Annotated in this window: 17 protein-coding genes; 13 read left to right on the top strand and 4 right to left on the bottom strand. The window is 70.1% G+C overall.

Annotated elements, in window-relative coordinates:
• Positions 1 to 11 precede the first annotated feature (11 nt).
• Together MWU57_RS04625 and MWU57_RS04620 are read right to left on the bottom strand one after the other, a co-directional pair.
• Complete coding sequence (locus MWU57_RS04625) at positions 12 to 2,351, bottom strand: helicase-associated domain-containing protein (protein ID WP_246907560.1); 2,340 nt, start codon at positions 2,349 to 2,351, stop codon at positions 12 to 14.
• Positions 2,352 to 2,411: 60 nt separating this feature from the next.
• A complete protein-coding gene (locus MWU57_RS04620; protein WP_246907558.1) occupies positions 2,412 to 3,329 on the bottom strand; it encodes an NAD-dependent epimerase/dehydratase family protein in 918 nt (305 codons plus the stop codon).
• Between the two features lie 115 nt (positions 3,330 to 3,444).
• On the opposite strand from MWU57_RS04620, the gene MWU57_RS04615 reads away from it, so the two are divergent.
• From MWU57_RS04615 to MWU57_RS04590, 6 genes are all read left to right on the top strand, one after another.
• Positions 3,445 to 4,173, top strand: a complete 729-nt coding sequence (locus tag MWU57_RS04615) for a TetR-like C-terminal domain-containing protein (protein WP_243400825.1) — start codon at positions 3,445 to 3,447, stop codon at positions 4,171 to 4,173.
• Between the two features lie 159 nt (positions 4,174 to 4,332).
• A complete protein-coding gene (locus tag MWU57_RS04610) occupies positions 4,333 to 5,835 on the top strand; it encodes a sugar transferase (protein WP_246907556.1) in 1,503 nt (500 codons plus the stop codon).
• A 113-nt stretch (positions 5,836 to 5,948) separates the two neighbouring features.
• A complete protein-coding gene (locus MWU57_RS04605) occupies positions 5,949 to 6,332 on the top strand; it encodes a cold-shock protein (RefSeq protein WP_106266444.1) in 384 nt (127 codons plus the stop codon).
• A gap of 13 nt (positions 6,333 to 6,345) precedes the next feature.
• Complete coding sequence (locus MWU57_RS04600; RefSeq protein ID WP_246907554.1) at positions 6,346 to 7,212, top strand: DUF3027 domain-containing protein; 867 nt, start codon at positions 6,346 to 6,348, stop codon at positions 7,210 to 7,212.
• Positions 7,209 to 10,286 carry a sacsin N-terminal ATP-binding-like domain-containing protein gene (locus MWU57_RS04595; protein WP_246907551.1) on the top strand — a complete coding sequence of 1,026 codons (3,078 nt, stop codon included), beginning with the start codon at positions 7,209 to 7,211 and terminating at the stop codon, positions 10,284 to 10,286. The genes MWU57_RS04600 and MWU57_RS04595 overlap by 4 nt, the downstream gene beginning before the upstream one ends.
• Positions 10,287 to 10,546: 260 nt before the next feature.
• Positions 10,547 to 11,476, top strand: coding sequence for a DUF11 domain-containing protein (locus tag MWU57_RS04590; protein WP_246907548.1), 930 nt, complete (start codon positions 10,547 to 10,549; stop codon positions 11,474 to 11,476).
• A gap of 93 nt (positions 11,477 to 11,569) precedes the next feature.
• On the opposite strand, the gene MWU57_RS04585 is transcribed toward MWU57_RS04590, so the two are convergent.
• Positions 11,570 to 11,821 (bottom strand): DUF2530 domain-containing protein, encoded by a 252-nt coding sequence (locus MWU57_RS04585; protein WP_246907546.1) that lies wholly within the window; start codon positions 11,819 to 11,821, stop codon positions 11,570 to 11,572.
• 106 nt (positions 11,822 to 11,927) lie between these two features.
• On the opposite strand from MWU57_RS04585, the gene tagD reads away from it, so the two are divergent.
• Entirely contained in the window at positions 11,928 to 12,320 is a 393-nt protein-coding gene (gene tagD / locus MWU57_RS04580; protein ID WP_106266044.1) for a glycerol-3-phosphate cytidylyltransferase, read from the top strand.
• Between the two features lie 6 nt (positions 12,321 to 12,326).
• On the opposite strand, the gene MWU57_RS04575 is transcribed toward tagD, so the two are convergent.
• Positions 12,327 to 13,112 carry a class I SAM-dependent methyltransferase gene (locus tag MWU57_RS04575; protein WP_246907544.1) on the bottom strand — a complete coding sequence of 262 codons (786 nt, stop codon included), beginning with the start codon at positions 13,110 to 13,112 and terminating at the stop codon, positions 12,327 to 12,329.
• An 85-nt stretch (positions 13,113 to 13,197) separates the two neighbouring features.
• Between MWU57_RS04575 and MWU57_RS04570 the strand changes: the two genes are divergently transcribed.
• The 6 genes from MWU57_RS04570 to MWU57_RS04545 all read left to right on the top strand — a co-directional run bounded on the left by MWU57_RS04570 (position 13,198) and on the right by MWU57_RS04545 (position 21,533).
• Positions 13,198 to 14,655 (top strand): NCS2 family permease, encoded by a 1,458-nt coding sequence (locus tag MWU57_RS04570; protein WP_246907543.1) that lies wholly within the window; start codon positions 13,198 to 13,200, stop codon positions 14,653 to 14,655.
• 163 nt (positions 14,656 to 14,818) lie between these two features.
• Entirely contained in the window at positions 14,819 to 16,702 is a 1,884-nt protein-coding gene (locus MWU57_RS04565; protein ID WP_374108522.1) for a glycosyltransferase, read from the top strand.
• A 13-nt stretch (positions 16,703 to 16,715) separates the two neighbouring features.
• Complete coding sequence (wecC, locus tag MWU57_RS04560; protein ID WP_246907539.1) at positions 16,716 to 17,966, top strand: UDP-N-acetyl-D-mannosamine dehydrogenase; 1,251 nt, start codon at positions 16,716 to 16,718, stop codon at positions 17,964 to 17,966.
• Positions 17,967 to 18,190: 224 nt separating this feature from the next.
• Entirely contained in the window at positions 18,191 to 18,484 is a 294-nt protein-coding gene (locus MWU57_RS04555; protein ID WP_246907536.1) for a hypothetical protein, read from the top strand.
• The gene (locus tag MWU57_RS04550; RefSeq protein ID WP_246907533.1) at positions 18,481 to 20,496 is read left to right on the top strand and encodes a hypothetical protein; all 2,016 of its coding nucleotides are present in this window, start codon (positions 18,481 to 18,483) and stop codon (positions 20,494 to 20,496) included. The genes MWU57_RS04555 and MWU57_RS04550 overlap by 4 nt, the downstream gene beginning before the upstream one ends.
• On the top strand, positions 20,493 to 21,533 hold the full coding sequence (locus tag MWU57_RS04545) for a hypothetical protein (RefSeq protein ID WP_246907531.1): 1,041 nt from the start codon (positions 20,493 to 20,495) through the stop codon (positions 21,531 to 21,533). Before MWU57_RS04550 ends, MWU57_RS04545 begins: the two co-directional genes overlap by 4 nt.
• The last annotated feature ends 1 nt before the right edge of the window (position 21,534 follow it).

Raw genomic sequence — 21,534 nt, 5'->3', positions numbered from 1 at the left:
CGGGCGCCGGGTCAGTCGAGCGGCTCCACGGAGGCGATGCGGTGCACGGCGACGGTGAGCTCGGCCTCGCGGACCGGGTCCAGCGCGCGCAGGCGCCCACCCTCGAGCCGCATCGGCTTGAGCTCGCGCCGCACGAGGGTGCCGGAGCCGCCCACCATCTCGACCAGGACGGTGCGTCCGTCGCGCAGCGCGTCGTGCAGCAGTGCCAGGGCGTCACCCGGCTCGCTGGTGCCGTGCCCGACGGCGGCACCCGCCAGGGGCGGCCCGTCGCGGTCCGCAGCGCTCGCCCGGTCGGCGGCGCTCGCCCGGTCCGGGGTGCCGCCGTCGGGCACGGTGCCCGGCTCTGCGGCCCCGAGGGGTGCGCCGGTGCCCGTGCCCGACCCGTCGCTGCCGGGCGTGGCCCGGCGCAGGTGGGCGATGACGGCGGCGCGGGCGTCCGCGGAGGTGTCGCGGACAGGTGTGGCGGGTCGGCGCGACCAGGCGGCGCGGTCGAGCCGCACGGTGCGACGGACGTGGCCGAGCGGCCGACCGTCGGGGCCCTCCAGACCCGAGAGGAGGCCGTGCCGGCGCAGGGTGTCGTGCAGCTCGGCCGCGGGGACGGAGGAGGCCAGCACGGTCGGCGCGAGCGGTAGCAGGCCGAGTCCGGCGAGCCGCGGGTCCTCGGCCAGCCCGGCCAGGGCCGTCGGGTCGGCGGCGCGCACGTAGGACGTGGCCGACCCGACCCGTACCGCCTCGTGCCGGCGGGCGGTGTCCTTGACCAGGTACTCCAGGGGCTGGGGGACCGGCACGGGGGAGCGGCCGGCGAGCTCGGCGAGCAGCTCCTCGCCGGTGCGGCCGTGGTCGAGGGCGCGCGTGACCGAGCCGGTGGAGAAGCGGACGGTGGTGGCGGCGCCGCGCGACTCGATGTCGGCCGACTGGTCCAGCAGGCGCGACAGCCCCGGGGAGGGCCGGCCGGGCACGATGCCGGTGAGGTCGCCCTGGAGGAGCACCTCGTCCACCTCGGCGGGGAGCACCTGCCGCAGCGCGGCCGCGATCGTCGCCCGGGTACCGTCGCCCGCGGCGACCAGGTGCCCCGGGGAGGACAGCGCGCCCGCACCGGTCACCCCGAGCAGGGCCGCCTCGCGCAGCAGCCCGACCAGCGCGGCCTCCGACGGCACGGCCCGCGGGGAGCGCCACCGCAGGACCGTCATCACCTCGTCCGGCCCGAGCGCCGTGCCCGGCTGGGCCGCCAGCACGTCGAGCACCGCCGCGCGCAGCCTGACCACCCACGGCCGGTGCAGGTCGGGTGACAGCGGCGCGCGCAGCGTCCCCTTCTCGTCGCGCGAGCCCACCTGCCACGGGGTGCGACGCGACGACGTCCAGGCCGCCACGAGCTCCGCCCACCGGTCGGCGTCGTCGGCCTCCTCCCAGACGTCCGCGCGGACGGTCGGCACGTACGACGCCGGCGCCTCGCCGTCGTCGGCGACGAGCCCGGCGCTCGCGGCGAGCTCCACGACGAACGCCGCCGTGGGCTCGTCGGTGTCGAGCAGCAGGGCGGTGCGGCGGACGTCGCGCACGCCGAGGCCGCCGGCGCGCAGCACCGACGGCGGGGCGTCGTCCCAGGAGGTGATGAGCCGGGCCACCTGGCGCACGATCTCCAGCGCGGCCGTCGCCGCCTCGGCGTCGGCGCCCGCGGTCGGCACGGTGCGGCCCTCGGGGCGGGGCGGGTCCAGGTCGGGCGTGCGGTGCGTGCGTCCCGCGCGCAGGGAGAGGCCGACGTCGCGTGGGAGCAGCACGTGCCGGGCGTCGGAGCGGATCAGCAGCCCGGCCTCGACGAGAGCGTCGACGGCGCGACGCGGCCCGGTGCCGGGTGCCGGCACGACGCCCACGGGCGGGCCCCACGCCAGCGCGTCCAGGATGGGCTGCGCACCGGGCGGGAGCTCTGCCGGTGGGGGCGGATCGCCCTCGCGCACGGGCCCGAGGCCCGCGGGGTACGGGCCGAGCACGTCCTCCAGGCCGGGCGTGGGGCGCACCCCGTCCGCGTCGTCCCACACCAGCGCGGCCCTGCGGGCGTCGTCCAGCACGTGCCCGACGGCGGCGCCCGCCTCGGGCGCGCCGATCGCGGCCGCGACCTGCTCGGGCCGGGCCGGGGTGCCGCCGTCGGACAGCGCGAGCAGCGACTCGAGGACCTGCAGCGTGCCCGCGTCGAGATGGCTCAGGGCGCGGTCGAGGCTGGTCCGGCTCGCGGCGCGCGCGGCGAGCGAGCGGAGGGTGGAAGGGGCGGGGGTGCCGAGGTCTGGCCGGGCGGCGAGCAGCTCGAGCAGCTCGTCGTCCGAGCGGTTGCGCACCCATTCGGTGAAGCTGCCGGCCATCTGCACGATGCTACGCCGGGTCCCTGGGCGCGCCGCGACCGGAACGGGCCGAGCGAGCGGTCAGACCTCCGCGGTCCCGCGGCAGACCTCCTCCCACGGTGTCGGGGCGATCCCGAAACGTTCCTGCGCCGCCCGGGAGTCCAGCACGTAGGGCGCCTCCCACTGGTAGCTGAGCTGGCGCAGCTCGCGCAGCATCGGCGAGACGGCCGCGGCGGCGGCCCACGCGGGGCCGCGCAGCGAGGAGACGGGCACCGGGGGCCGTCCGACGGTGGCGAGGACGTCGGTCAGCGCCTGGCGCTGGGTGACGGGCGGGTTGCTGGGCACGTGCCAGGTGCGGCCGTGGGCCTCGGGGTCCTCGGCGGCGGCGACCAGGGTGCGGGCGACGTCGCGGACGTCGGTGAAGGTGTGCGGCAGGTCGGTGCGGCCCATCATGTAGGCCCGCCGGCCGCGCAGGGCAGCCGGGACCACGCGGGAGACGTGGCCGTTCTGCCCGACGCCGGGGCCCATGTAGTCGGAGCCGCGCACCTCGACGGCGCGGAGCCGGCCGGCCTCGTGGGCGGCGCGGGCGTCGGCCCACATCCGGGCGCGCAGCCGGCCCTTGTGGTCGGTCGCGGCGTCGGGGAGGTCCTCGGTCAGGGGGCCGTCGACGGGGCCGTACGGGTACAGGTTGCCGGTGATGGCGTAGACGGCACCGGTGCGCTCGGCGGCCGCCAGGAGCGACGCGGCCAGCGGCGGCCACACGGCGTCCCACTGCGTGTAGTCGGTGGGGTTGGCGCAGTTGTAGAGGACGGCGGTGTGCTCGGCCGCGCGGCCGAGGGCGTCGGGGTCGGCGGCGTCGAGCGTGAGGTGCTCCACGCCGTCGATCCCGGTGCTGCGTCCCGAGCGGGTCGCGACCGTGACGTGCGAGCCACGGGCGGCGAGCAGGGCGGCGACCTGCCGACCCACGGGGCCGGCGCCGACGACGAGATGACGATCCATGATCAGTGCTCCTTGTAGTGAACAGTGCTCTCGTTTCGAGTATGCGCCGCCCTCGAGCGCAAAGCAAGAGCACTGCTCACAGTAGAGAGCGGCGATCCGTGCGAGGATGCGAGACGTGACCAGCCCACCCGCCAGCACGCCGCGCACGGCCCGAGCGCTCGCCCGCGAGGCCATCACCCACGAGATCCTCGCGGCCGCCCGTGCCCGTCTCGCGGAGGACGGCCCGGCGGCCCTCTCGCTGCGCGCCGTCGCCCGGGACGTCGGCATGGTGTCCTCGGCCGTCTACCGCTACGTCGAGAACCGCGACGCCCTGCTCACCGCGCTCATCGTCGAGTGCTACGACGAGCTCGGCGCCGCCGTCGAGGACGCCGAGGCGGCCGTCGCCGACCGCGCCGACGTCACCTCGCGCTGGCTGGCCGCGTGCCGCGCCGTGCGCACGTGGTCCGTGACGCATCCCGGCGAGTTCCGGCTGCTCTACGGCACCCCCGTGCCCGGGTACGCCGCCCCGCCGGACACGATCGACCCGGCGACCCGCCTCGTCCTGGTCCTGGTCGCCGTGGTGGCCGACGCGCACGACGACGGCGCCGTCCCCCCGCTGAGCCCGACGGCGCAGGGCGACCTCACCGAGCTCGTGGCCGGCGCTCGCGACTTCGTGGCCGCGCGCGGCCTGATCGAGGACGCGCCGCCCGAGCTGGTGGTGCGCACCCTCATGGCCTGGACCACCGTGCTGGGCACCGTGTCGTTCGAGATGTTCGGTCACCTGGCCAACACGGTGAGCGATCCGGAGGCGTGGTTCGACGTCGTCGCCCTGCGGCTGGCCGCGGACCTCGGCATCGGCCTGTAGCCGCCGTCATCACCCGGGTGAAATTGCGCTTGACCGGGGAAAACGCTGCCCCGCGGCAGGGGGTGAAACACGGGGTGAAAGGCCCCCGAAAAGGCACCACAACGGGATTCCGCACTCCTAGAGTCATGACAGAACAAGTCATCTCGAGGAGCAACCACCGTGTCGATCACCGACGTCCAGCAGCGAACGCGCAGAGCGCTCGCCGGTGTGCGTGCTGCCCGGCTCCGGGAGGTGCGGGCGGCGTTCCGCGCCGGGAGCTGGCAGTCGGCGTACCGGCGTCGGCTGATGCTGACCGACGCCGTGCTGGTGGCGGTGGCGACATTCCTCGCGGTCCTGGCCAACAACCTCGACGGCGCCTGGCCGCCGGCGCAGTCCTTCCGGGGCGACCAGATCGTCTTCATCCTGGTCGTCACCGCGGTGTGGCCGGTGTCGATCGCGCTGAGCCGCGGGTACGACGTGCGGCTCTTCGCGTCGGGCCCGCAGGAGTTCGAGCGGATCTTCAACGCCACGCTCCGCTTCTTCGCCGTCCTGGCGCTCGGCGGGTTCCTCCTGTCCTGGCCGGGGCTGCGCACCTACCTGCTCGTGGCCTTCCCGCTGGGTCTGGTCTTCCTGCTGCTGGGCCGCTGGCAGTGGCGTGGCTGGCTGCTTCGCCGTCGCGCCCGGGGGGAGTCGACGACGTCGGTCCTCGCCGTCGGGCTGCGCGACCAGACCGAGCGACTCATCCGTGAGCTCAACGAGCGCCCGTCGGGGTACCGGGTGGTGGGAGTGTGCACCCCGCCCAGCGAGGCACGCCCGGGCGAGGAGGTGCTCGGGGTGCCGGTGCTGGCCGATCTCGAGGGGTCGGCGACGATCGCGGCGCAGGTGGGCGCCGACTGCGTGGCCGTGGCCGGCTCGGACCGCATGACCGCCGAGGCGGTGCGTCGCCTGGGCTGGGAGCTCGAACCGGTGGGCGTGGACCTCATGCTCATGGCGGAGCTGGCCGACGTCGCCGGCCCGCGGATCACCGTGACCCCTGAGCAGTCCGTCTCCCTGCTGCACGTGGACGCCCCGCGGTTCCAGGGGCCCAAGTACGTGGCCAAGACGATCATGGACTGGATCGGTGCGGCCCTCATCACGCTGCTGGTGCTGCCCGTGCTGGTGGCCGTCGCCGTCGCCGTGGCAACGACCAGCCGTGGACCGGTCTTCTACAGCCAGGACCGCGTGGGCCGCGGCGGCCAGACGTTCCGGATGCTGAAGTTCCGCACCATGCGCGTCGGCGCGGACCGCGAGGACGAGGTTCTGGCGTCGGAGCACGACGGCGCGGGCGTGCTCTTCAAGCGCAAGGACGACCCGCGCATCACCCCCGCCGGGCGCATGCTGCGCCGCTACTCCCTGGACGAGCTGCCGCAGCTCTTCAACGTGCTGGTCGGCCAGATGTCGCTCGTGGGGCCGCGCCCGCCGCTGCCGCAGGAGGTCTCCCGCTACGAGGCGCGCATGCGCCGTCGGCTGCTGGTCAAGCCCGGCATCACCGGCCTGTGGCAGGTGGGCGGGCGCTCCGACCTCCCGTGGGAGGAGACCGTGCGCCTGGACGTCTACTACGCGGAGAACTGGACCCCGTTCGGCGACCTGCTGATCCTGGCCCGGACGGCCAAGGTCGTGCTGGGTGCGAAGGGCGCCTACTGAGGTTCTCGAGAGGTCCTGCGACGGACCGTCGCTCAACTTCCCGGTACCCTGGGACACTGCTTCGGCCGTCTGGCCGGGCAGCTGTGAAGAACGACGAGCACGAAGAGGTCCAGGTGCCTACCGGCAAGGTCAAGTGGTACGACGCAGAGCGTGGATTCGGCTTCATCGCCAACGACGACGGCGGTGAGGTGTTCCTGCACGCCTCCGCGCTGCCCGACGACGCGCAGAGCCCCAAGCCCGGCACGCGGGTGGACTTCGGCGTGGCGGACGGGCGACGTGGCCCCTCCGCCCTGTCCGTGACGCTGCTGGACCCGCAGCCGTCGGTGGTCAAGGCCAAGCGTCGGCCGCCGTCGGAGCTGGCGGGCATCGTGGAGGACCTCATCCGGGTGCTCGACCGCACGGGCGACCAGCTCAAGCGCGGCAAGTACCCGGAGGGCGAGGCCGGCAAGCGGGTCGCCACGATGCTCCGTGCCGTCGCCGACAACCTCGATTCCTGAGAGCGAGACGATCATGGCAACCGCCGACGCGCCCGTGCGGGCTCGCCGCGTGAGCTCGCGGGCCAAGAACGACGCCGTCCTGCTGGGCGCCGTCGAGCTGGCGCGCGCCGCGGCGCTGGACGTCGCCTCCTCACCGGACGACGTCGGTGAGCACCTCGGCACGTCTGCCGAGGGCGAGCGGCTCATGTCGCACCGCTTCGCGGCGGGCATGAAGGGCTACCGCGGCTGGCACTGGACGGTGACGCTGGCCCGCGTGCCGCGCGGCCGCGTCGCCACGGTGTGCGAGGTGGAGCTGCTGCCGGGTGACGAGGCGATCCTCGCCCCGGAGTGGGTGCCGTGGTCGGAGCGGCTGCGGCCGGGGGACGTGCGGCCGGGGGACACCCTCCCCTTCCGTGCGGACGACCCCCGCCTGGAGCCGGGCTGGACGCCGACGGGTGACGAGGAGCTCGACGAGGTCGCGATCGACGAGCTCGCCCTGGCACGCCAGCGGGTGCTCTCCCCGCAGGGCCGGGACGAGGCGGCGGAGCGCTGGTACCGCGGCTCGCGCGGCCCGACGGCGCCGGGTGCGGTCGCGTCGGCGAAGGAGTGCACCTCCTGCGGGTTCCTCGTGCCGTTGCAGGGTGCGCTGGGTCAGCTGTTCGGGGTGTGCGCCAACGAGTGGTCGCCGGACGACGGCAAGGTGGTCTCGCTGGACCACGGCTGCGGTGCGCACTCGGAGACGGACGTGAGCCGCCGCGGCAGCGACTGGCCGGCACCGGCGCCGTTGATCGACGAGTCGTCGATCGAGCGCGTCGAGGTCCCGGGGACCGCGTCCTCGCCGGGCGAGCCGTCGTCGGACCAGGGGCCGCAGGACGTGACGGAAGGTACCGGGATCGCGTGACGGAAGACGTCTTCGGGACCGCCGCGCTGCGGCACGCGGTCGCGGAGGCGTGGCTCGGGTCCGCCACCCGCTTCCGTGAGGACGCGAACTCGGAGGAGGACCACGCCCGCGGCCACTACCGCGACCGTGTCGTCGTCGAGCTGGTGCAGAACGCGGCCGACGCCGCGGCTCGCGCGGGTGCGCGGGGCCACGCCCTCGTCCGCCTCGACCTCGCCGAGCCCCGCCTCGTGGTGGCCAACACCGGTGCTGTGCTGGATGCCGACGGCGTGGCGTCGCTCGCCTCGCTGCGCGCCTCGGCGAAGTCCGATCCGGGCCAGGTGGGCCGCTTCGGTGTGGGGTTCGCCGCGGTGCGCTCGGTGTCGGACGACGTCACGGTGCGCTCGCGCTCGGGCGGGGTGCGCTTCTCGGCGGCGGCGACGTCCGAGGTCCTCGCGAAGCTGACCGCGGAGGATCGTCCGGGTGCGGAGCGGCTCGCGGCGGACGTCGCGGACCGTGGGCACGACCTGCCGGTGCTGCGCCTGCCGGTGGAGGCGCCCGCGCTGCCCGCCGACGCCGAGCACGACACGGTGGTCGAGGTGGCGCTGCGCGACGACGCCGCGGTGGCGTCGGTGCGCGCCCAGCTCGCGGACGTGGACGACGTCCTGCTGCTCGCGTTCCCCGCCCTCGACGCCCTCACCGTGAGCGTTGTGGGCGCGAATTCTGTTGACGCAGACCAGGACACACGGCACATTTCGGGCCAGAATTCGCGCCCACAACGGACGGCGACGGGGCGGTTCGAGGAGGCCGAGGTCGCCGACCTGCCGCGCGAGCACCGGCGCCTCGACTGGTCGCTCACCTGGGCGCTCCTGCCCGACGGCGGCACACCGGACGCGCCGCGACGTCGCGTGCTGCACGCACCCACCCCCACGGACGTCGGTCTGGACCTCCCGGCGGTGCTGCTGGCCACGTTCCCCGTGGACGCCGGGCGGCGCCACGTGCTGCCCTGCGCGGCGACGGAACGGCTCGCCGCGGCGGCCGGCCGGGAGTACGCGGCCCTGCTGGGCGACCTGGCCGGCGGCCGGGACGGCGCCGGGGGCGACGACGCGGACGGCGCGGCCGGCGTGCTCGGCCTCGTGCCGACGGGCCTGCCGGCGTCCGAGCTCGACGCGGCGATCCGCTCGGCGGCGGTCGACGCGCTGCGCACCACGCCCCTCCTGGACGGCGGCGTCGCGCCGGTCGACGCCCTGGTGATCACCGGCGCGCCCGGCGAGGACCCCGAGCTCGTCGCGGCCCTGGCCCCCGTGCTGCCGGGCATCGTCGCGGTGCCCACGGGGCACCAGGCGGTGGTGCGGTCGCTGGGTGCCACGGTCGCCTCGCTCGCCGACCTCGTCGACGACCTGCCCGCCGGTCTACCGCCCGCCCGGTGGCACGCCCTGCTCACCGCGCTCGAGCCGCACGCCGCGGAGCCGGGGGTGCTCGAGGCCCTCGCCGGGACGCGCATCCCGCTGGCCGACGGCCGCGTCGCCGGCGTCCGGGGCGCCGTCGTCCTGCCCGAGTCCGCGGACGACGGCGACGAGGCCTCCCTCGCGGCGACGGCACGGGCCCTCGGTCTGCGTGTGGTGCACCCGGACGCCGCGCACCCGCTGCTGCTGCGGGCCGGCGCCGTGGCGACCGACCCCCGCCGGCTGCTGCACGACCCGGAGGTGCGGGACGTCTCCCTGGCCGCGGCCGAGGCCGTGCTCGAGGGCGGCACCGACGACGGTGCGCTGGAGCTGGTGAGCCACGCGCTCGCGCTCGTGCGGCTGGCCGGTGGCACCGACGTGCCGTTCTGGACCGGCGAGCTGCCCGTGCCGACGGCCGACGGCGAGACGATGGCCCTGCGCGAGACCGTGCTGCCAGGCACGTGGGCGGCCGAGCTGTTCACGGGCCTGGCGCCCATCGCGCCCGAGTTCGTGGCCCGGTACAGCGCGCCGGTGCTGGCTGCGGCCGGCGCGCGGACCGAGCCTGCCGTCTACACCGTGCAGGACGTCGTCACCCCGGAGACCGACGGTTCCGACGGCTCGGGGCTCGAGGGCCCGGACGCCGGGAGCGACGCCGACCAGGACCCCGACGACCCCTCCGGCTGGCTCGCCGGCTGGTCGGACTATCTGCGGATGCTGGCCGGCCGGTGCGGTGCCGGCGTCGCCGTGGGTGACCTCGTGGCCGTCGCCGACCTCGACGCCGTCGGTGACGAGGCCTGGCCGAGCGTCCTGTCCCGACTCTCCTCCGACCCTGACGCCCGCCACGCCCTGCTGGCACCGGTGCGCACCGGCCGCGCCTCCGCGCCGTCGTACACCGCGTGGTGGCTGCGCGAACGCTTCGGGGCGCCCTTCGCGCTGCACGACGGCGTCCCCCTCCTGCCGCCCGCGCCTCGCGACCTGGCCGGGCTCGACGTCGCGACGCGGCGTGCGCTCGGCGGCGTGGAGGCGCTGACGGACCTCGACGCCGCCGACTGGCCCGCCGCGCTCGACCGGCTGCCCGCCGTGGGGGCGAGCCTGCCGCTGCGCGACGCCCTCGTGGTGTGGCGCGGCCTGGCACGGCTCTCGGCACGGCTCGACCCGTCCGACCGGTCGTCCGCGCTGGACCCGCTGCCCGACCGGCTGCCCGCGCTCGACGGGAGCGACGTCGTCGTGCAGCGGGCCGACGACGTCGAGGTGGCCGGGACCGCGCGCTGGGCCGCGCTCGGGGCGGTCCTGCCCGCGCCGGCCGCCGACGCCGAGGCGCTGGCCGACCTGCTCGACCTGCCGCTGGCGGGGGAGGACGGGCTGCCCGCCCCGGACATGCCCGGCACCGAGCGGGAGCTGGACCCGCGCCTGGCCGTCCTCGACCACCGGATGCCGACGTCCTGGTTCGAGCACGAGCGGCTCTCCGTGGCCGGCCGGCCCGTGCCGTGGTGGGTCGACGCGACCGGGCGGGTGCACGCGACGTCGGCGGCGGGGCTCGCCGCGGGCATCGCGGACGTGCTCGGACGCCCGGACCGCACGGTGCTGCTGGGCGCGGTGCTCGCGGACCCGGAGCGTGCGGTGGCGCTCTGGGTGACGACCGCCTGGGGGTAGCCGGGGGCAAATCTGCTCGCCGCGATCCCGGTTTGCGGACTTCGTACGATCCGAAACGTTTCGTGCGACGGCCAGATCCCGCGCGCACCTCGGTTCAGATGGCGCGACGGGTGACCGAGGACACACTGGAGGAGCCGAGGGGTTTCGCGAGCCTCGTCGGCCCGTCCGGACGGAGCATCCGCCCGAACCCGGCCCGTCCTGAGCGGGCCCCGCTGCGGGTCCTGGGACCCGCGACACGCCTCACGAAGCAGGAGCCTCCCATGCACTCTTCCCTTCGACGCGCCCTCGCGGCCGTGGCCGCCGCCACGCTCACGGTGACAGGCCTGGCGGTGACGGCGCTGCCGGCGTCCGCCGACGACCCGGTCACGTCCACCGAGACCTTTGCCTCCGGCACCATCACCGCGGACTTCTCGGACACTGTCGCCCAGGCCGGCGAGTCCTTCACCGTGACCGTCACCTTCGACAACACGGGGTGGGCCGACGAGAACGCCCGGTACAGCTTCGACGGCCGCGACACGGAAGGCGTCCCGCTGTTCCTCTACGAGCAGTGCACCTCGACGTCAGAACTTGCGGTCTCCTGCGGGACCGGCTCGGCGGGCGACCTCTACGTGTACTTCGCCGAGCCGATCCCTGCCGGGACGCAGGCCCAGATCGTCTTCGACGTGCAAGTCGCCGCTGACGCTGAGCCGCTCACGGAACGGGTCTTCCAGAGTGGCAGCTTCGGGTCCGAGTCACGCAAGTCGTTCGACCCGCCCGTGGACTTCACCGTGGAGGAGGTGCCGGAGGCCGACCTCGGCGTCACGCTGTCGGCGACGGCCGGCCCGATCCTGACCTCGCAGATCACGTACGACGTGGCGGTAGCGAACCAAGGGCCGGGAGATGCGGACTCGTCGACGATCGAGGTCGAGCTGCCGTCCCGCGTGTACGGGGTGTCCGGCCTGCCGGGTGAGTGCTCCTACTCGTCTGCCACCGACGTGGTCACGTGCGACACGGGGGCCATCGGCAACGGAGCCGTGGAGAACCTGTCGTTCCGGGCGAACCTCGGGCTGCTGTCCATCGGGTCGCTGCCCGCCACGGCGACTCGCACGGCGTCGTCCCCAGCTGACCCGAACGCAGGGAACGACTCCTCGTCGGTCACCTGCACCGTCGTGACGAGCCTCCTCGTGAACTGCCCGGCCACGGAGTTCTGAGCCGACCGGCCGGAGGCCGGCAGGTCCGTCGCGAGAGGAGGACCTGCCGGCCTCCGCCGTCGGCTGGGCAGGGGTCGCCGCCTTCTGCGTGCGTCAGTCCGCTGGGTCGTCGCGGTGCCGGCGTGCCCACAGCAGCCCGATACCGCCGAGGGCGATGCCGGCGAGGCAGACCGCCACGGCACCACCCGTCGGCTGGCCGGCCAGGGCGAGGATGCTCAGGACGACGAGCGCGACCGACCAGACGATGATCCCCAGCAGGATGACGCGCCGCAGGTCGACGCGCTCCGGCGGCGGCGTGGGGCGTCGGCGCTCCGGGTGGAGCAGCAGGGACATCACGGTGGGCACGGGTCGATCGTACGTCGGCGGGGTGCCCCGGGCCCGGCGGCCCGCGGCGTAGTATGAACGACTGGCTAACGCGGCGCTGCGCGACGGTTACGACGAGGGACGAGGCATGAAGCGAGTCATCACCTACGGCACCTACGACCTGCTGCACTACGGGCACATCGAGCTGCTCCGCCGTGCACGCGCTCTGGGTGACTACCTGATCGTCGCGCTGTCCACCGACGAGTTCAACGAGGGCAAGGGCAAGAAGTCCTACTTCTCGTTCGAGGAGCGCCGCCGCATGCTCGAGGCGATCCGGCACGTGGACCTGGTGATCCCTGAGAACACGTGGGAGCAGAAGTCCGAGGACATCAAGCTGTACCACGTGGACACGTTCGTCATCGGTGACGACTGGACCGGGAAGTTCGACGAGCTCAAGGAGCACTGCGAGGTCGTGTACCTCGAGCGGACGCCGGAGATCTCGACCACACAGATCAAGGCTGGCCTGGCCTCGAAGGCCTGAGCCTGTTCACTCGACGCGGAGGACCTCCGTGTTGAGCCCTAGCTGCCGGTCTCGCCGGAGCCGGGGCTGCTCGGACAACCAGTGGTCGACCATGTCGCGCTCGTCGCGCCGCGACGTGTCGTCGACGACGACGACGGCGCCTTCCGCCAGGTGTCCGGCAAACGTTGGGACAGCGGGATAGCGGGCGAGAGGACCAGTGTTTCCGGGCGGTCCGTCGACCAGCAGCAGGCCGATCTCATCGAGGCCAGCGGTGTCGACGTCGTACCAGGAGAACTCGCCGCGCTCCGTCTGTGTTGGGACCAGCGGTGCATGTCGGAGGTCGACCACGTCTGCCACGCCGTGGGCCTCGAGCTGCGCCTGGGTGACTGCGAGGAACTCCTCCGAGTGCTCGAAGGTGACGAGGCGACCACCTGTCTCCTGCAACGCACGGGCGAGCCACACGGTGGAGGTGCCAGATCCGCACTCCACCACCAGTCCGGTGCGCTGCCGCGCAATGTGCTCGACCATCCACAGCAGTGCACTCGGTTCCATCGCCCAGCCGCCGACCGCAGGCAAGGCCGCACGCGGTGGAAAGCGGGCGAGAAATTCTTGGATGGCTTGGAAATCGGCGGGCATCTCCCGCGTCTGCCGGTTCACGATGGTGAGCACGCGCTGCATCTGGCGAACTCGCTTACTCACATCGCCCACGACTGCCGTCAGCTCGGCGACCTCGGCACGTAGCGCGGCGACGTCAGCCGACGGCACGTCATCCAGCGGTGTCGGTGAGGCGTCGGTCTCGTTCTGGTCAGTCATCGGACCTCCTTGTCTGGACGAACCTACACAAAGTGTGAAGGATCCTCTCCTGAGAACCTTCACAACTCTGGCAACATAGGTGCCCATGGCCAACCAGACCAGCGCGCCCGTCCAGGGGTCCAGCGCGATCGACCGGTTCTTCAAGATCACCGAGCGTGGCTCGACCGTCGGCAGGGAGGTCCGGGGCGGCCTCGTGACGTTCTTCGCGATGAGCTACATCATCGTGCTGAACCCGCTGATCATCGGCACCGTCCCGGACGGCACGGGAGCGTTCCTCGGCGGGGGAGACGCGCCGAACCTGGGGATGGTCGCGGCGGCGACGGCGCTGGTCGCCGGTGTGGTGACGATCGCGATGGGTGTGTTCGCCAACTTCCCCCTCGCCCTGGCGGCGGGTCTCGGCCTGAACGCCGTGGTGGCCTACTCGATCGCGAGCCTGCCGGACGTCACGTGGGCCGACGCGATGGGCCTGGTGGTCATCGAGGGCGTGATCATCCTGGTCCTGGTGCTGACCGGGTTCCGCGAGGCGGTGTTCAACGCGGTGCCGCTCGAGCTCAAGACGGCGATCAGCGTGGGCATCGGCCTGTTCATCGCGCTGATCGGGTTCGTCAACGCGGGCTTCGTGGTGCCGGGCGAGGGCACGCCGCTCGCGCTGGGATACCTCGGCACCTGGCCGATCCTCGTCTTCGTCGTCGGGCTCCTGCTGGTCATCATCCTGTTCGTCCGCAAGGTGCGCGGCGCGATGTTCATCGCCATCGCCACGGCGACGGTGCTCGCCGTCATCCTCGAGAACACGCTGAACATCGGGGCCAAGCAGCCGGACGGCTCCAACCCGAACGGCTTCAACCTCAACGCCCCCACCTACGACGGCGTGGCGACGGTCCCCGACTTCGGCCTCCTCGGGCAGTTCTCCCTGCTCGGCTCGTTCGAGTCGATCGCCTTCGTCACCGTGATCCTGCTGGTGTTCTCGCTGCTCATCGCCGACTTCTTCGACACGATGGGGACGATGGTCGCGGTCGGTTCGGAGGCGGGCCTGCTCGACGCCAAGGGCAATCCGCCCAGGACCCGCGCGATCCTGGTGGTCGACTCCCTGGCCGCCGTCGCCGGCGGCGTGGGCTCGGTGTCCTCCAACACGGCGTACGTCGAGTCGACGTCGGGCGTGGGCGACGGCGCCCGCACCGGCCTGGCCTCCGTGGTGACGGGTCTGGCGTTCCTCGCGGCGACGTTCCTGTCCCCGCTCGTGGGCCTGGTGCCCTACGAGGCGGCGGCTCCGGCACTGGTGTTCGTGGGCTACCTGATGATGATGCAGGTGGCCTCGATCTCCTGGAAGAACGTCGAGATCGCCATCCCGGCGTTCCTCACGATCGTGATCATGCCGTTCACCTACTCGATCGCGGACGGCATCGGCGCGGGGTTCATCGCGTTCGTGGTCATCAAGCTCGCGCTGGGCAAGATCCGCCAGATCCACTGGCTCATGTGGGTGGCCGCGGCGATGTTCGTCGTCTACTTCCTGCTGGAGCCGCTGGAGTCGTTGATCGGCGGCTGATCCGTGGGCGGGGCGTGCCAAGACTGCGAGGTACGCCCCGTTTGCGGGTGAAATACGCACCGGATCGTTGCCAAGTTGTGGCCGAGACGGTTCTTTTCTTGGGACGTGGCCGTTACTATTTCCCGGGCCAACGATCAGCAGGACTATGGGGAGATCTATGCGCGTGGCAGTTCGCCGACGCCTGCACACCGCACGTGCAGCGTTCTGGCACCTCCGCCACGGGGGACCTGCCCAGGTCCGTCAGTTCATCCGCCGGCGACGCATGATGGGCGTCCAGTCCGCGGCTGGCGCCCGGAGCACCCAGGACGGTCTGGTCTACGAGCCGTGGCCGGCGCCGCGTCGCGACCCCTCGCGGTCGCTGCGGGTCGGCGTGATCCTCGACGACTTCTCCCGCCTGGCGTTCGGCTACGAGTGGGAGCAGGTGCTCCTCAAGCCGTCCTCGTGGTCGGAGCAGCTCGGAGCGCTGGACCTCGTCTTCGTCGAGTCCGCCTGGAACGGCAACGGCGGGGCGTGGCAGTACCACCTCACGGGGCCGACGGCGCCGCGTCCGGCTGTGGTGGAGATGCTCGCCGCGTGCCGCGAGCGAGGGATCCCCACGGTCTTCTGGAACAAAGAGGACCCGGCCCACTTCGAGGACTTTCTCGAGACGGCGTCGCTCTTCGACCGGGTGTACACCACGGACGTCAACCGGATTAGTGCCTACCGCGAGGCGCTGGGGCACGATCGCGTGGACGTGCTGGCCTTCGGCGCGCAGCCCGCGATCCACAACCCCATGCGCACCCACGGTGCCGGCCCGGAGCGCGACATCGCTTTCGCCGGCACGTGGTTCGCCCACAAGTACCCGGAGCGCCGCGAGCAGATGGAGCTGCTGCTCGGCGGCGCTCTCGACGTCTCCGGGCGGATGGAGCACGGGCTGGAGATCTACTCCCGGTTCCAGGGCAAGGGTGACCAGTACGAGTTCCCGGAGCCCTTAGCGTCCCGGGTGGTGGGATCGCTCCCGTACGAGCAGATGCTCGCCGCCTACCGCGACTACAAGGTGTTCCTCAACGTGAACTCGGTGGTGGACTCCCCGAGCATGTGCGCCCGGCGGATCTTCGAGATCACCGCCTGCGGCACCCCGGTGGTGACCACTCCGAGTGCCGCTACCGGCGAGTTCTTCCCCGGCGACGAGGTGTTCGCCGTCAGCACCCGAGACGAGTCCGCGAGCACCGCCCGCGCTCTGGTCCGTTCCCGCGAGCTTCGCGACCGCGCGGTTCACCTCGGCCAGCGCCGTATCTGGCGTGAGCACACCTACGGCGCGCGCGCGCAGCGCATGCTGCACGACGTCGGTCTGGCACCGTCCTCGGTGGTGCCGCGACCACGCGTGACCGCGCTCGTCTCGACGAACCGCCCGCACCAGCTCGACCACGTGCTGGCGTCCGTCGGCTCTCAGACCGGAGTGGATGTGCAGCTCGCGCTGCTCGCCCACGGCTTCGAGCTGCCGAGCGAGGCGGAGCTGCGGCTGCAGGCCAAGAAGGCCGGCGTCGAGGATCTGGTCCTCCTGCATGCCGATGCCGACGTGCCGCTGGGCGCTTGCCTGAACCGCCTGGTCGACGCCGCAGACGGTGACGTGGTCGCCAAGATGGACGACGACGACGTGTATGGGCCGCGGTACCTGAGCGACCAGCTCTATGCCATGGATTACTCGGGCGCCGAGGTGGTGGGCAAGCAGGCCCACTACATGTACCTCGAGGCGCACGACGCGACGCTGCTCCGGTTCTCGGAGCGTGAGCATCGGTTGACCGACTTCGTCATGGGCCCGACCATCGTGGCGCGGCGTGATGTCGCGGCTGCGGTGCGGTTCGCCGAGACGAGGACGGGCGAAGACACCGGGTTCCTGCAGGGGGCAGGGGAGTCGGGAGTGCGGATCTACTCCGCCGACCGCTTCAACTTCGTCCAGATGCGTGCTGGCTCCGGCCGGCATACCTGGACGGTATCCGATGCCGAGCTGCTGGCGAGCGGTGAGGTCACCTTCTATGGACATGCCGAGCGGCACGTCCTCATCTGAGCGAGGTTTTCTGATGGAGATCAACACCGTCGGTGTGGTCGGCCTGGGCTACATCGGCCTGCCGACCGCCGCCATCTTGGCCTCGAAGGACGTCAAGGTGGTGGGTGTCGATATCAACGAGCGCACGATCGAGGCGATCAACCGCGGCGACGTGCCGTTCGTGGAGCCGGACCTCGCCACCTACGTCGGCGGGGCGGTGCAGCACGGCACGCTGCGGGCGACCAACACACCGGAGCCGGCGGACGCGTTCATCATCGCCGTGCCGACACCATTCCAGGACGGCTACGAGCCCGATCTCTCCTACATCAAGGCGGCCGTGGAAGCCGTCGCCCCCCAGCTGAGCGGCGGCGAGCTGCTCATCCTCGAGTCCACCTCCCCTCCCGGCGCCACCCGCAAGATGGCCGAGTGGGTTATCGCCGCGCGGCCCGATCTGAGCCTGGACGGTGCGCCCGGCACGGCTCAGATTCACGTGGCGCACTGCCCTGAGCGCGTGCTGCCCGGTCGGGTCATGAACGAGCTCGTCACGAACGACCGGATCGTCGGGGGTCTCACGGCTGAGGCCGCTCAGATGGCCAAGGACCTCTACGCCATCTTCTGCCAGGGCGAGATCCTGCTGACCGATGATGTGACTGCCGAGATGGCGAAGCTCGTCGAGAACTCCTTCCGAGACGTCAACATCGCGTTCGCCAACGAACTCTCGCTCATCGCGGACAAGCTCGGCATCGACGTGTGGGAACTGATCCGGCTCGCGAACCACCACCCTCGGGTCAACATCCTCCAGCCCGGACCTGGCGTCGGTGGGCACTGCATCGCCGTCGACCCCTGGTTCATCGTGGACGCGGACCCGGAGCAGGCGAAGCTCATCCGGACTGCGCGTGAGGTGAACGACAGCAAGCCGCAGTGGGTCATCGAGCAGGTCGAGAAGGCTGCTGCGGGCATCGAATCGCCGACGATCGCGGCGCTCGGTCTGGCGTTCAAGGCCGACATTGACGACCTTCGCGAGTCGCCCGCCCGCAAGATCGTCGCCGACCTGGCGGACCGGCTGCCGAACGCGGCGGTGGTAGTCGTCGAGCCGCACATCGACGCGTTGCCTGCAGAGCTCGCGAACCGGCGCAACGTCCGGCTGGCCCCGCTCGCCCACGCATCTGAGGTCGCCGATGTGACCGTGGTGCTCGTCGACCACACGGAGTTCAAGGAGCGAGTGGCGAACGGCCAAGTATCGACCCGCGGAATAATCATCGACACTCGGGGAATCTGCAAGTGAACCATTTGAGGACAGAAATCCTGGCGTCGAGAGTCCGACCCTTTGTCGGAATCCGAACCTTCATGGCCGCTATCGCTCTGATCGTTCTAGCTGCCATCCTTGTGACGAATGGGTCCCGTGTCGGAGTGGAAGGGCTCCTCATCGGTCTGGTCGTCGCAACAAGTAGTTTCCAGTTGGTCATGAGCGATCGAGACGCACGGTCGTTCGCTAGACGAGACCGCCGAATGCGCGACCTTGCAAAAGAAGCAGCCGAAGCAGCCAGGAGAGCAGACGTGTCTCTCCTCAAGCAATTGCATTCTGCCCATGCGCAGGAACTTGCAGACTACGAACAGGTCGTCAGCAGGCTCAAGGAGCTCGACAAGAACGCTGGCGAATCTGCCGCGACGATCGAACGAGTTGCGCTGTGGGTTGATGAAGAATCCGAGCGCGCAGCTTCCACGCGCGATGCGATTAGAAGTAAACTACTGAGCTCGCACGGAACAAACGTGGCCGAAGGTCCTGGAGGGCGAGCAGGTTGAAGTCTTTTGATATTGTTTTCGCTGGCGAGATGCGTTTCGCCGGCGGTGCCGGTAGGAGATTGGCAGAGGAAATCGACCAAGCTGCTAGAGCAGGGATGCAAGTAGCGATCTATCCCATGCGGACCAGTCGATTTCGTCGGTCTACTCCTTGGAACGAGAAAATTTTAGACGTGGTCACGAGCCACCGACTCCACGTCCTTGCGCCTGACGAACCGGCCACGACACAATCGCTCGTATTGCGGCAACCGGGGCTCATTCCTGAGACGATCAGGATGCAGAGCCTGATCAACGCCCACCGCGTCCACGTTGTCGCAAATCAAAGCCAGGACAATCCTGTATCGCCATATCAGGCCGAAGATGTTGATCAACTTCTTCAGCGCGCGACAGGAGTCGCGCCGATCTGGCACCCAATCGACACTACGATCCGTAGCGAAGTAGAATCTTTGACAACCCTTGAAGGGCGTGTATTTGATTACAACTGGCTCGACTACTCAATAAGACAGGTCCCTCCCCACGATTCCGCCGTCGATTGGCTCGGCATGACTGTGCTCGGGTTTCGCAGTGAACTTGGAGACTTGGCGAGCGCACCTGCAGCCAGACAAGAGAGTAGTGTCCGTCTTTGGGTCGCACCCCCGGACACCACCACTCAGCCGGATTGGGAGACGGTGATCCTTGGGGCGTTGCAGAATGGCACGGATGTCGTCCTACCTTCGAGTGCCGCAGACAGGATCCATTGGGACGGTCTGACTTTCGACGACGGCAACCTCGCGAAGGTACTGCAGGAGTACGGCAAGCCGGACGGAGCGTTCGAGAAGTCGAAAGAGGTCGCGACCCTCCGCGATTCATTCTACCGAACTGCGTTGGCGCGACGCCTCGGTGTGAGCGCGAAGCCGGCGACATCGGCGGACGGGACCGACGTAAGCCGAGACGAATTAGCACGACGGCCCGTGGTGATGTTCATGACCAGTAACGGCGCGGGCATGGGCCATTTGACTCGCGAGCTGGGGATCGCACGTGCAATCGCCGATCGTGCCGAACCAGTATTCGTGTCTCTGTCGCAGGGCGTCCCTGTGGTCAGCCAGTTCGGGTTTAGCTACGAGTATGTTCCGTTCCGCAGTGCACTGCGGAACCCCCCAGGTGAGTGGAACGACTATTGCGACGAGCGGATAAGCCGCGCAATCGAGACCCACCAACCAGAAGTTGTCGTGTTCGATGGAGTGTGGCCATATGGAGGACTGGTCCGCGCCATACGACGTGCCGGGGTCCGCTCAGTATGGGTACGCCGCGGCATGTGGAAGCCACACATCACTCCGGAGCAACTTGAAAAAGCGCATCCGTTTGACTTGGTCATCGAGCCCGGAGACTATGCGGCGGAGAAGGATCGCGGCGCAACGACCAAGGTCGATGGTGCCGTAAAGGTGGCGCCGATCACCGTTATATCCAAGGATGAAATTCTTGGTCGCGATGAGGCGCGCGCGGAACTAGAGCTGCCCGCCCACGGTCGACTAGCTCTTGTGACGCTCGGCGCAGGAAACATCAACGATATCGCCGATGTGCAGCGCACCTTTGTGAGTGAAATCGAAGGCCTTGGCCCCGAATGGAAAGCGGTCACCACTAGCGCTCCAATTTCGGAGAAACAGGGTAGAGATACTGGATTCTCTGTATCTGTCTTTCCTCTGGCGAGGTACGCGAACGCCTTCGATTTTGCCGTCTCCGCCACCGGTTACAATTCTTTCCATGAGTGGATAACTGCTGGCTTGCCGACGATCTGGGTTCCAAACCAACATACAATCACCGATGACCAAGCTGCGCGCGGTGAATTTGCAGGTGAGAGTGGCCTTGGACTTGCGCTTCAAGATCCCACCGAATTGGCGATCAGAGAGAGTGTACTTGCGATGTCAAGCAGTCATGTACGAAGCTCAATGAGTGAGCGCGCGGATGGCATCGTCGTCCGCAATGGATCCCATACCGCGGCGGACGCAATAGTCGGGCTGTTGAGGCGATATCGATGAGCAAAGCGAAGCAACCCTTGTACCATGACTTTCAACCTGTTGCTAATCTGATTCAGAAGAATCGCCAGCGATATGACGTCATGCGCAGTACGCGTATTCAGATTGACGCTGCGCATGATCCGTCGGTTGCCGAACTACCAATCTACGTGGTCCCGGTCTTCGACCTGAAAAGCTCGGAGGTTGTCGAATCGCTGCGCGAGTTATACCGGGCTCAATCCATGCTCGACAAGTTTCGCGTGCTTCTATTCACAGACTCGGACATCTACAAAGCTGTCCGGCCTTACGGGTTCCCGGTCGAAAGTGTAGTCTCGGAGGCGAACTGGATTCTTGAGGGTAAGGTCGATTGGGAAGACTACGTACTAGAGTCTTTAGCGTGGGTGCTTGAGCGTTATGGCGCCGCTGGTCTGCTGCTACGTGATGCGCAGGGATCGCTGGTCCCAGATCTCGTCCGGCACGGACTAGCCGCTTCGAATGTCCCGAGGACGAGCGCGGACTCGACTAGCGATCCGGACGGTGCGGTGTGGCCTTCCTGGCGTGCTTGGGCGGCGCACGGCGATGGACTTGGCGAGTCTTACGTCAGGACGAGCACGTCTGAACACAGCGTTGTGGCGACCGATCGATTGGGTGAGGTGTCTGCTGTCTTCTTGCTCGAAGCTGACTTCGATGTCCCCGCGGTACTGACTGGGCTCGCGCGTCGGGCGCGATGGAATGTCCTAGAGTTGAGGAAACTCTGGGGCGGATGGGAATCCCAGGTGCTCGCTTCCCGCGTAGCAGCGTCGACCGTGCCGCACGGCGTCACTCGAATACTCTTTGTGCATGACGAGTCAGACTCGGTCACACAATTCGCCAGATCCTTTGACTTCGTCGTGGCTGTGGGGAAAAGCACTGCGCTTATGCGTCCCGTGTACGAGAGACATCTTGCGTCTGCTGCCGACCGTTGGTACGAGGTCAGCTGGGAGGACGTGGTTCGTATCGCTGGTACGTTCGCCACTCAGTGCATGGAGATAGGTGTGCGCCGCTATCATTACCCCGCTTAGG

This window comes from Isoptericola sp. S6320L, from assembly GCF_023015685.1.
GTDB classification, from domain to species: domain Bacteria; phylum Actinomycetota; class Actinomycetes; order Actinomycetales; family Cellulomonadaceae; genus Isoptericola; species Isoptericola halotolerans_A.
This window is presented reverse-complemented; position numbering and strand designations above follow the sequence as displayed.

Coding starts and splice junctions, on each gene's coding strand:
- MWU57_RS04545 (WP_246907531.1), top strand. CDS start 20,493: ATGAGCAAAGCGAAGCAACCCTTGTACCATGACTTTCAACCTGTTGCT.
- tagD (WP_106266044.1), top strand. CDS start 11,928: ATGAAGCGAGTCATCACCTACGGCACCTACGACCTGCTGCACTACGGG.
- MWU57_RS04570 (WP_246907543.1), top strand. CDS start 13,198: ATGGCCAACCAGACCAGCGCGCCCGTCCAGGGGTCCAGCGCGATCGAC.
- MWU57_RS04600 (WP_246907554.1), top strand. CDS start 6,346: ATGGCAACCGCCGACGCGCCCGTGCGGGCTCGCCGCGTGAGCTCGCGG.
- MWU57_RS04590 (WP_246907548.1), top strand. CDS start 10,547: ATGCACTCTTCCCTTCGACGCGCCCTCGCGGCCGTGGCCGCCGCCACG.
- MWU57_RS04575 (WP_246907544.1), bottom strand. CDS start 13,112: ATGACTGACCAGAACGAGACCGACGCCTCACCGACACCGCTGGATGAC.
- MWU57_RS04625 (WP_246907560.1), bottom strand. CDS start 2,351: ATGGCCGGCAGCTTCACCGAATGGGTGCGCAACCGCTCGGACGACGAG.
- wecC (WP_246907539.1), top strand. CDS start 16,716: ATGGAGATCAACACCGTCGGTGTGGTCGGCCTGGGCTACATCGGCCTG.
- MWU57_RS04620 (WP_246907558.1), bottom strand. CDS start 3,329: ATGGATCGTCATCTCGTCGTCGGCGCCGGCCCCGTGGGTCGGCAGGTC.
- MWU57_RS04555 (WP_246907536.1), top strand. CDS start 18,191: ATGCGCGACCTTGCAAAAGAAGCAGCCGAAGCAGCCAGGAGAGCAGAC.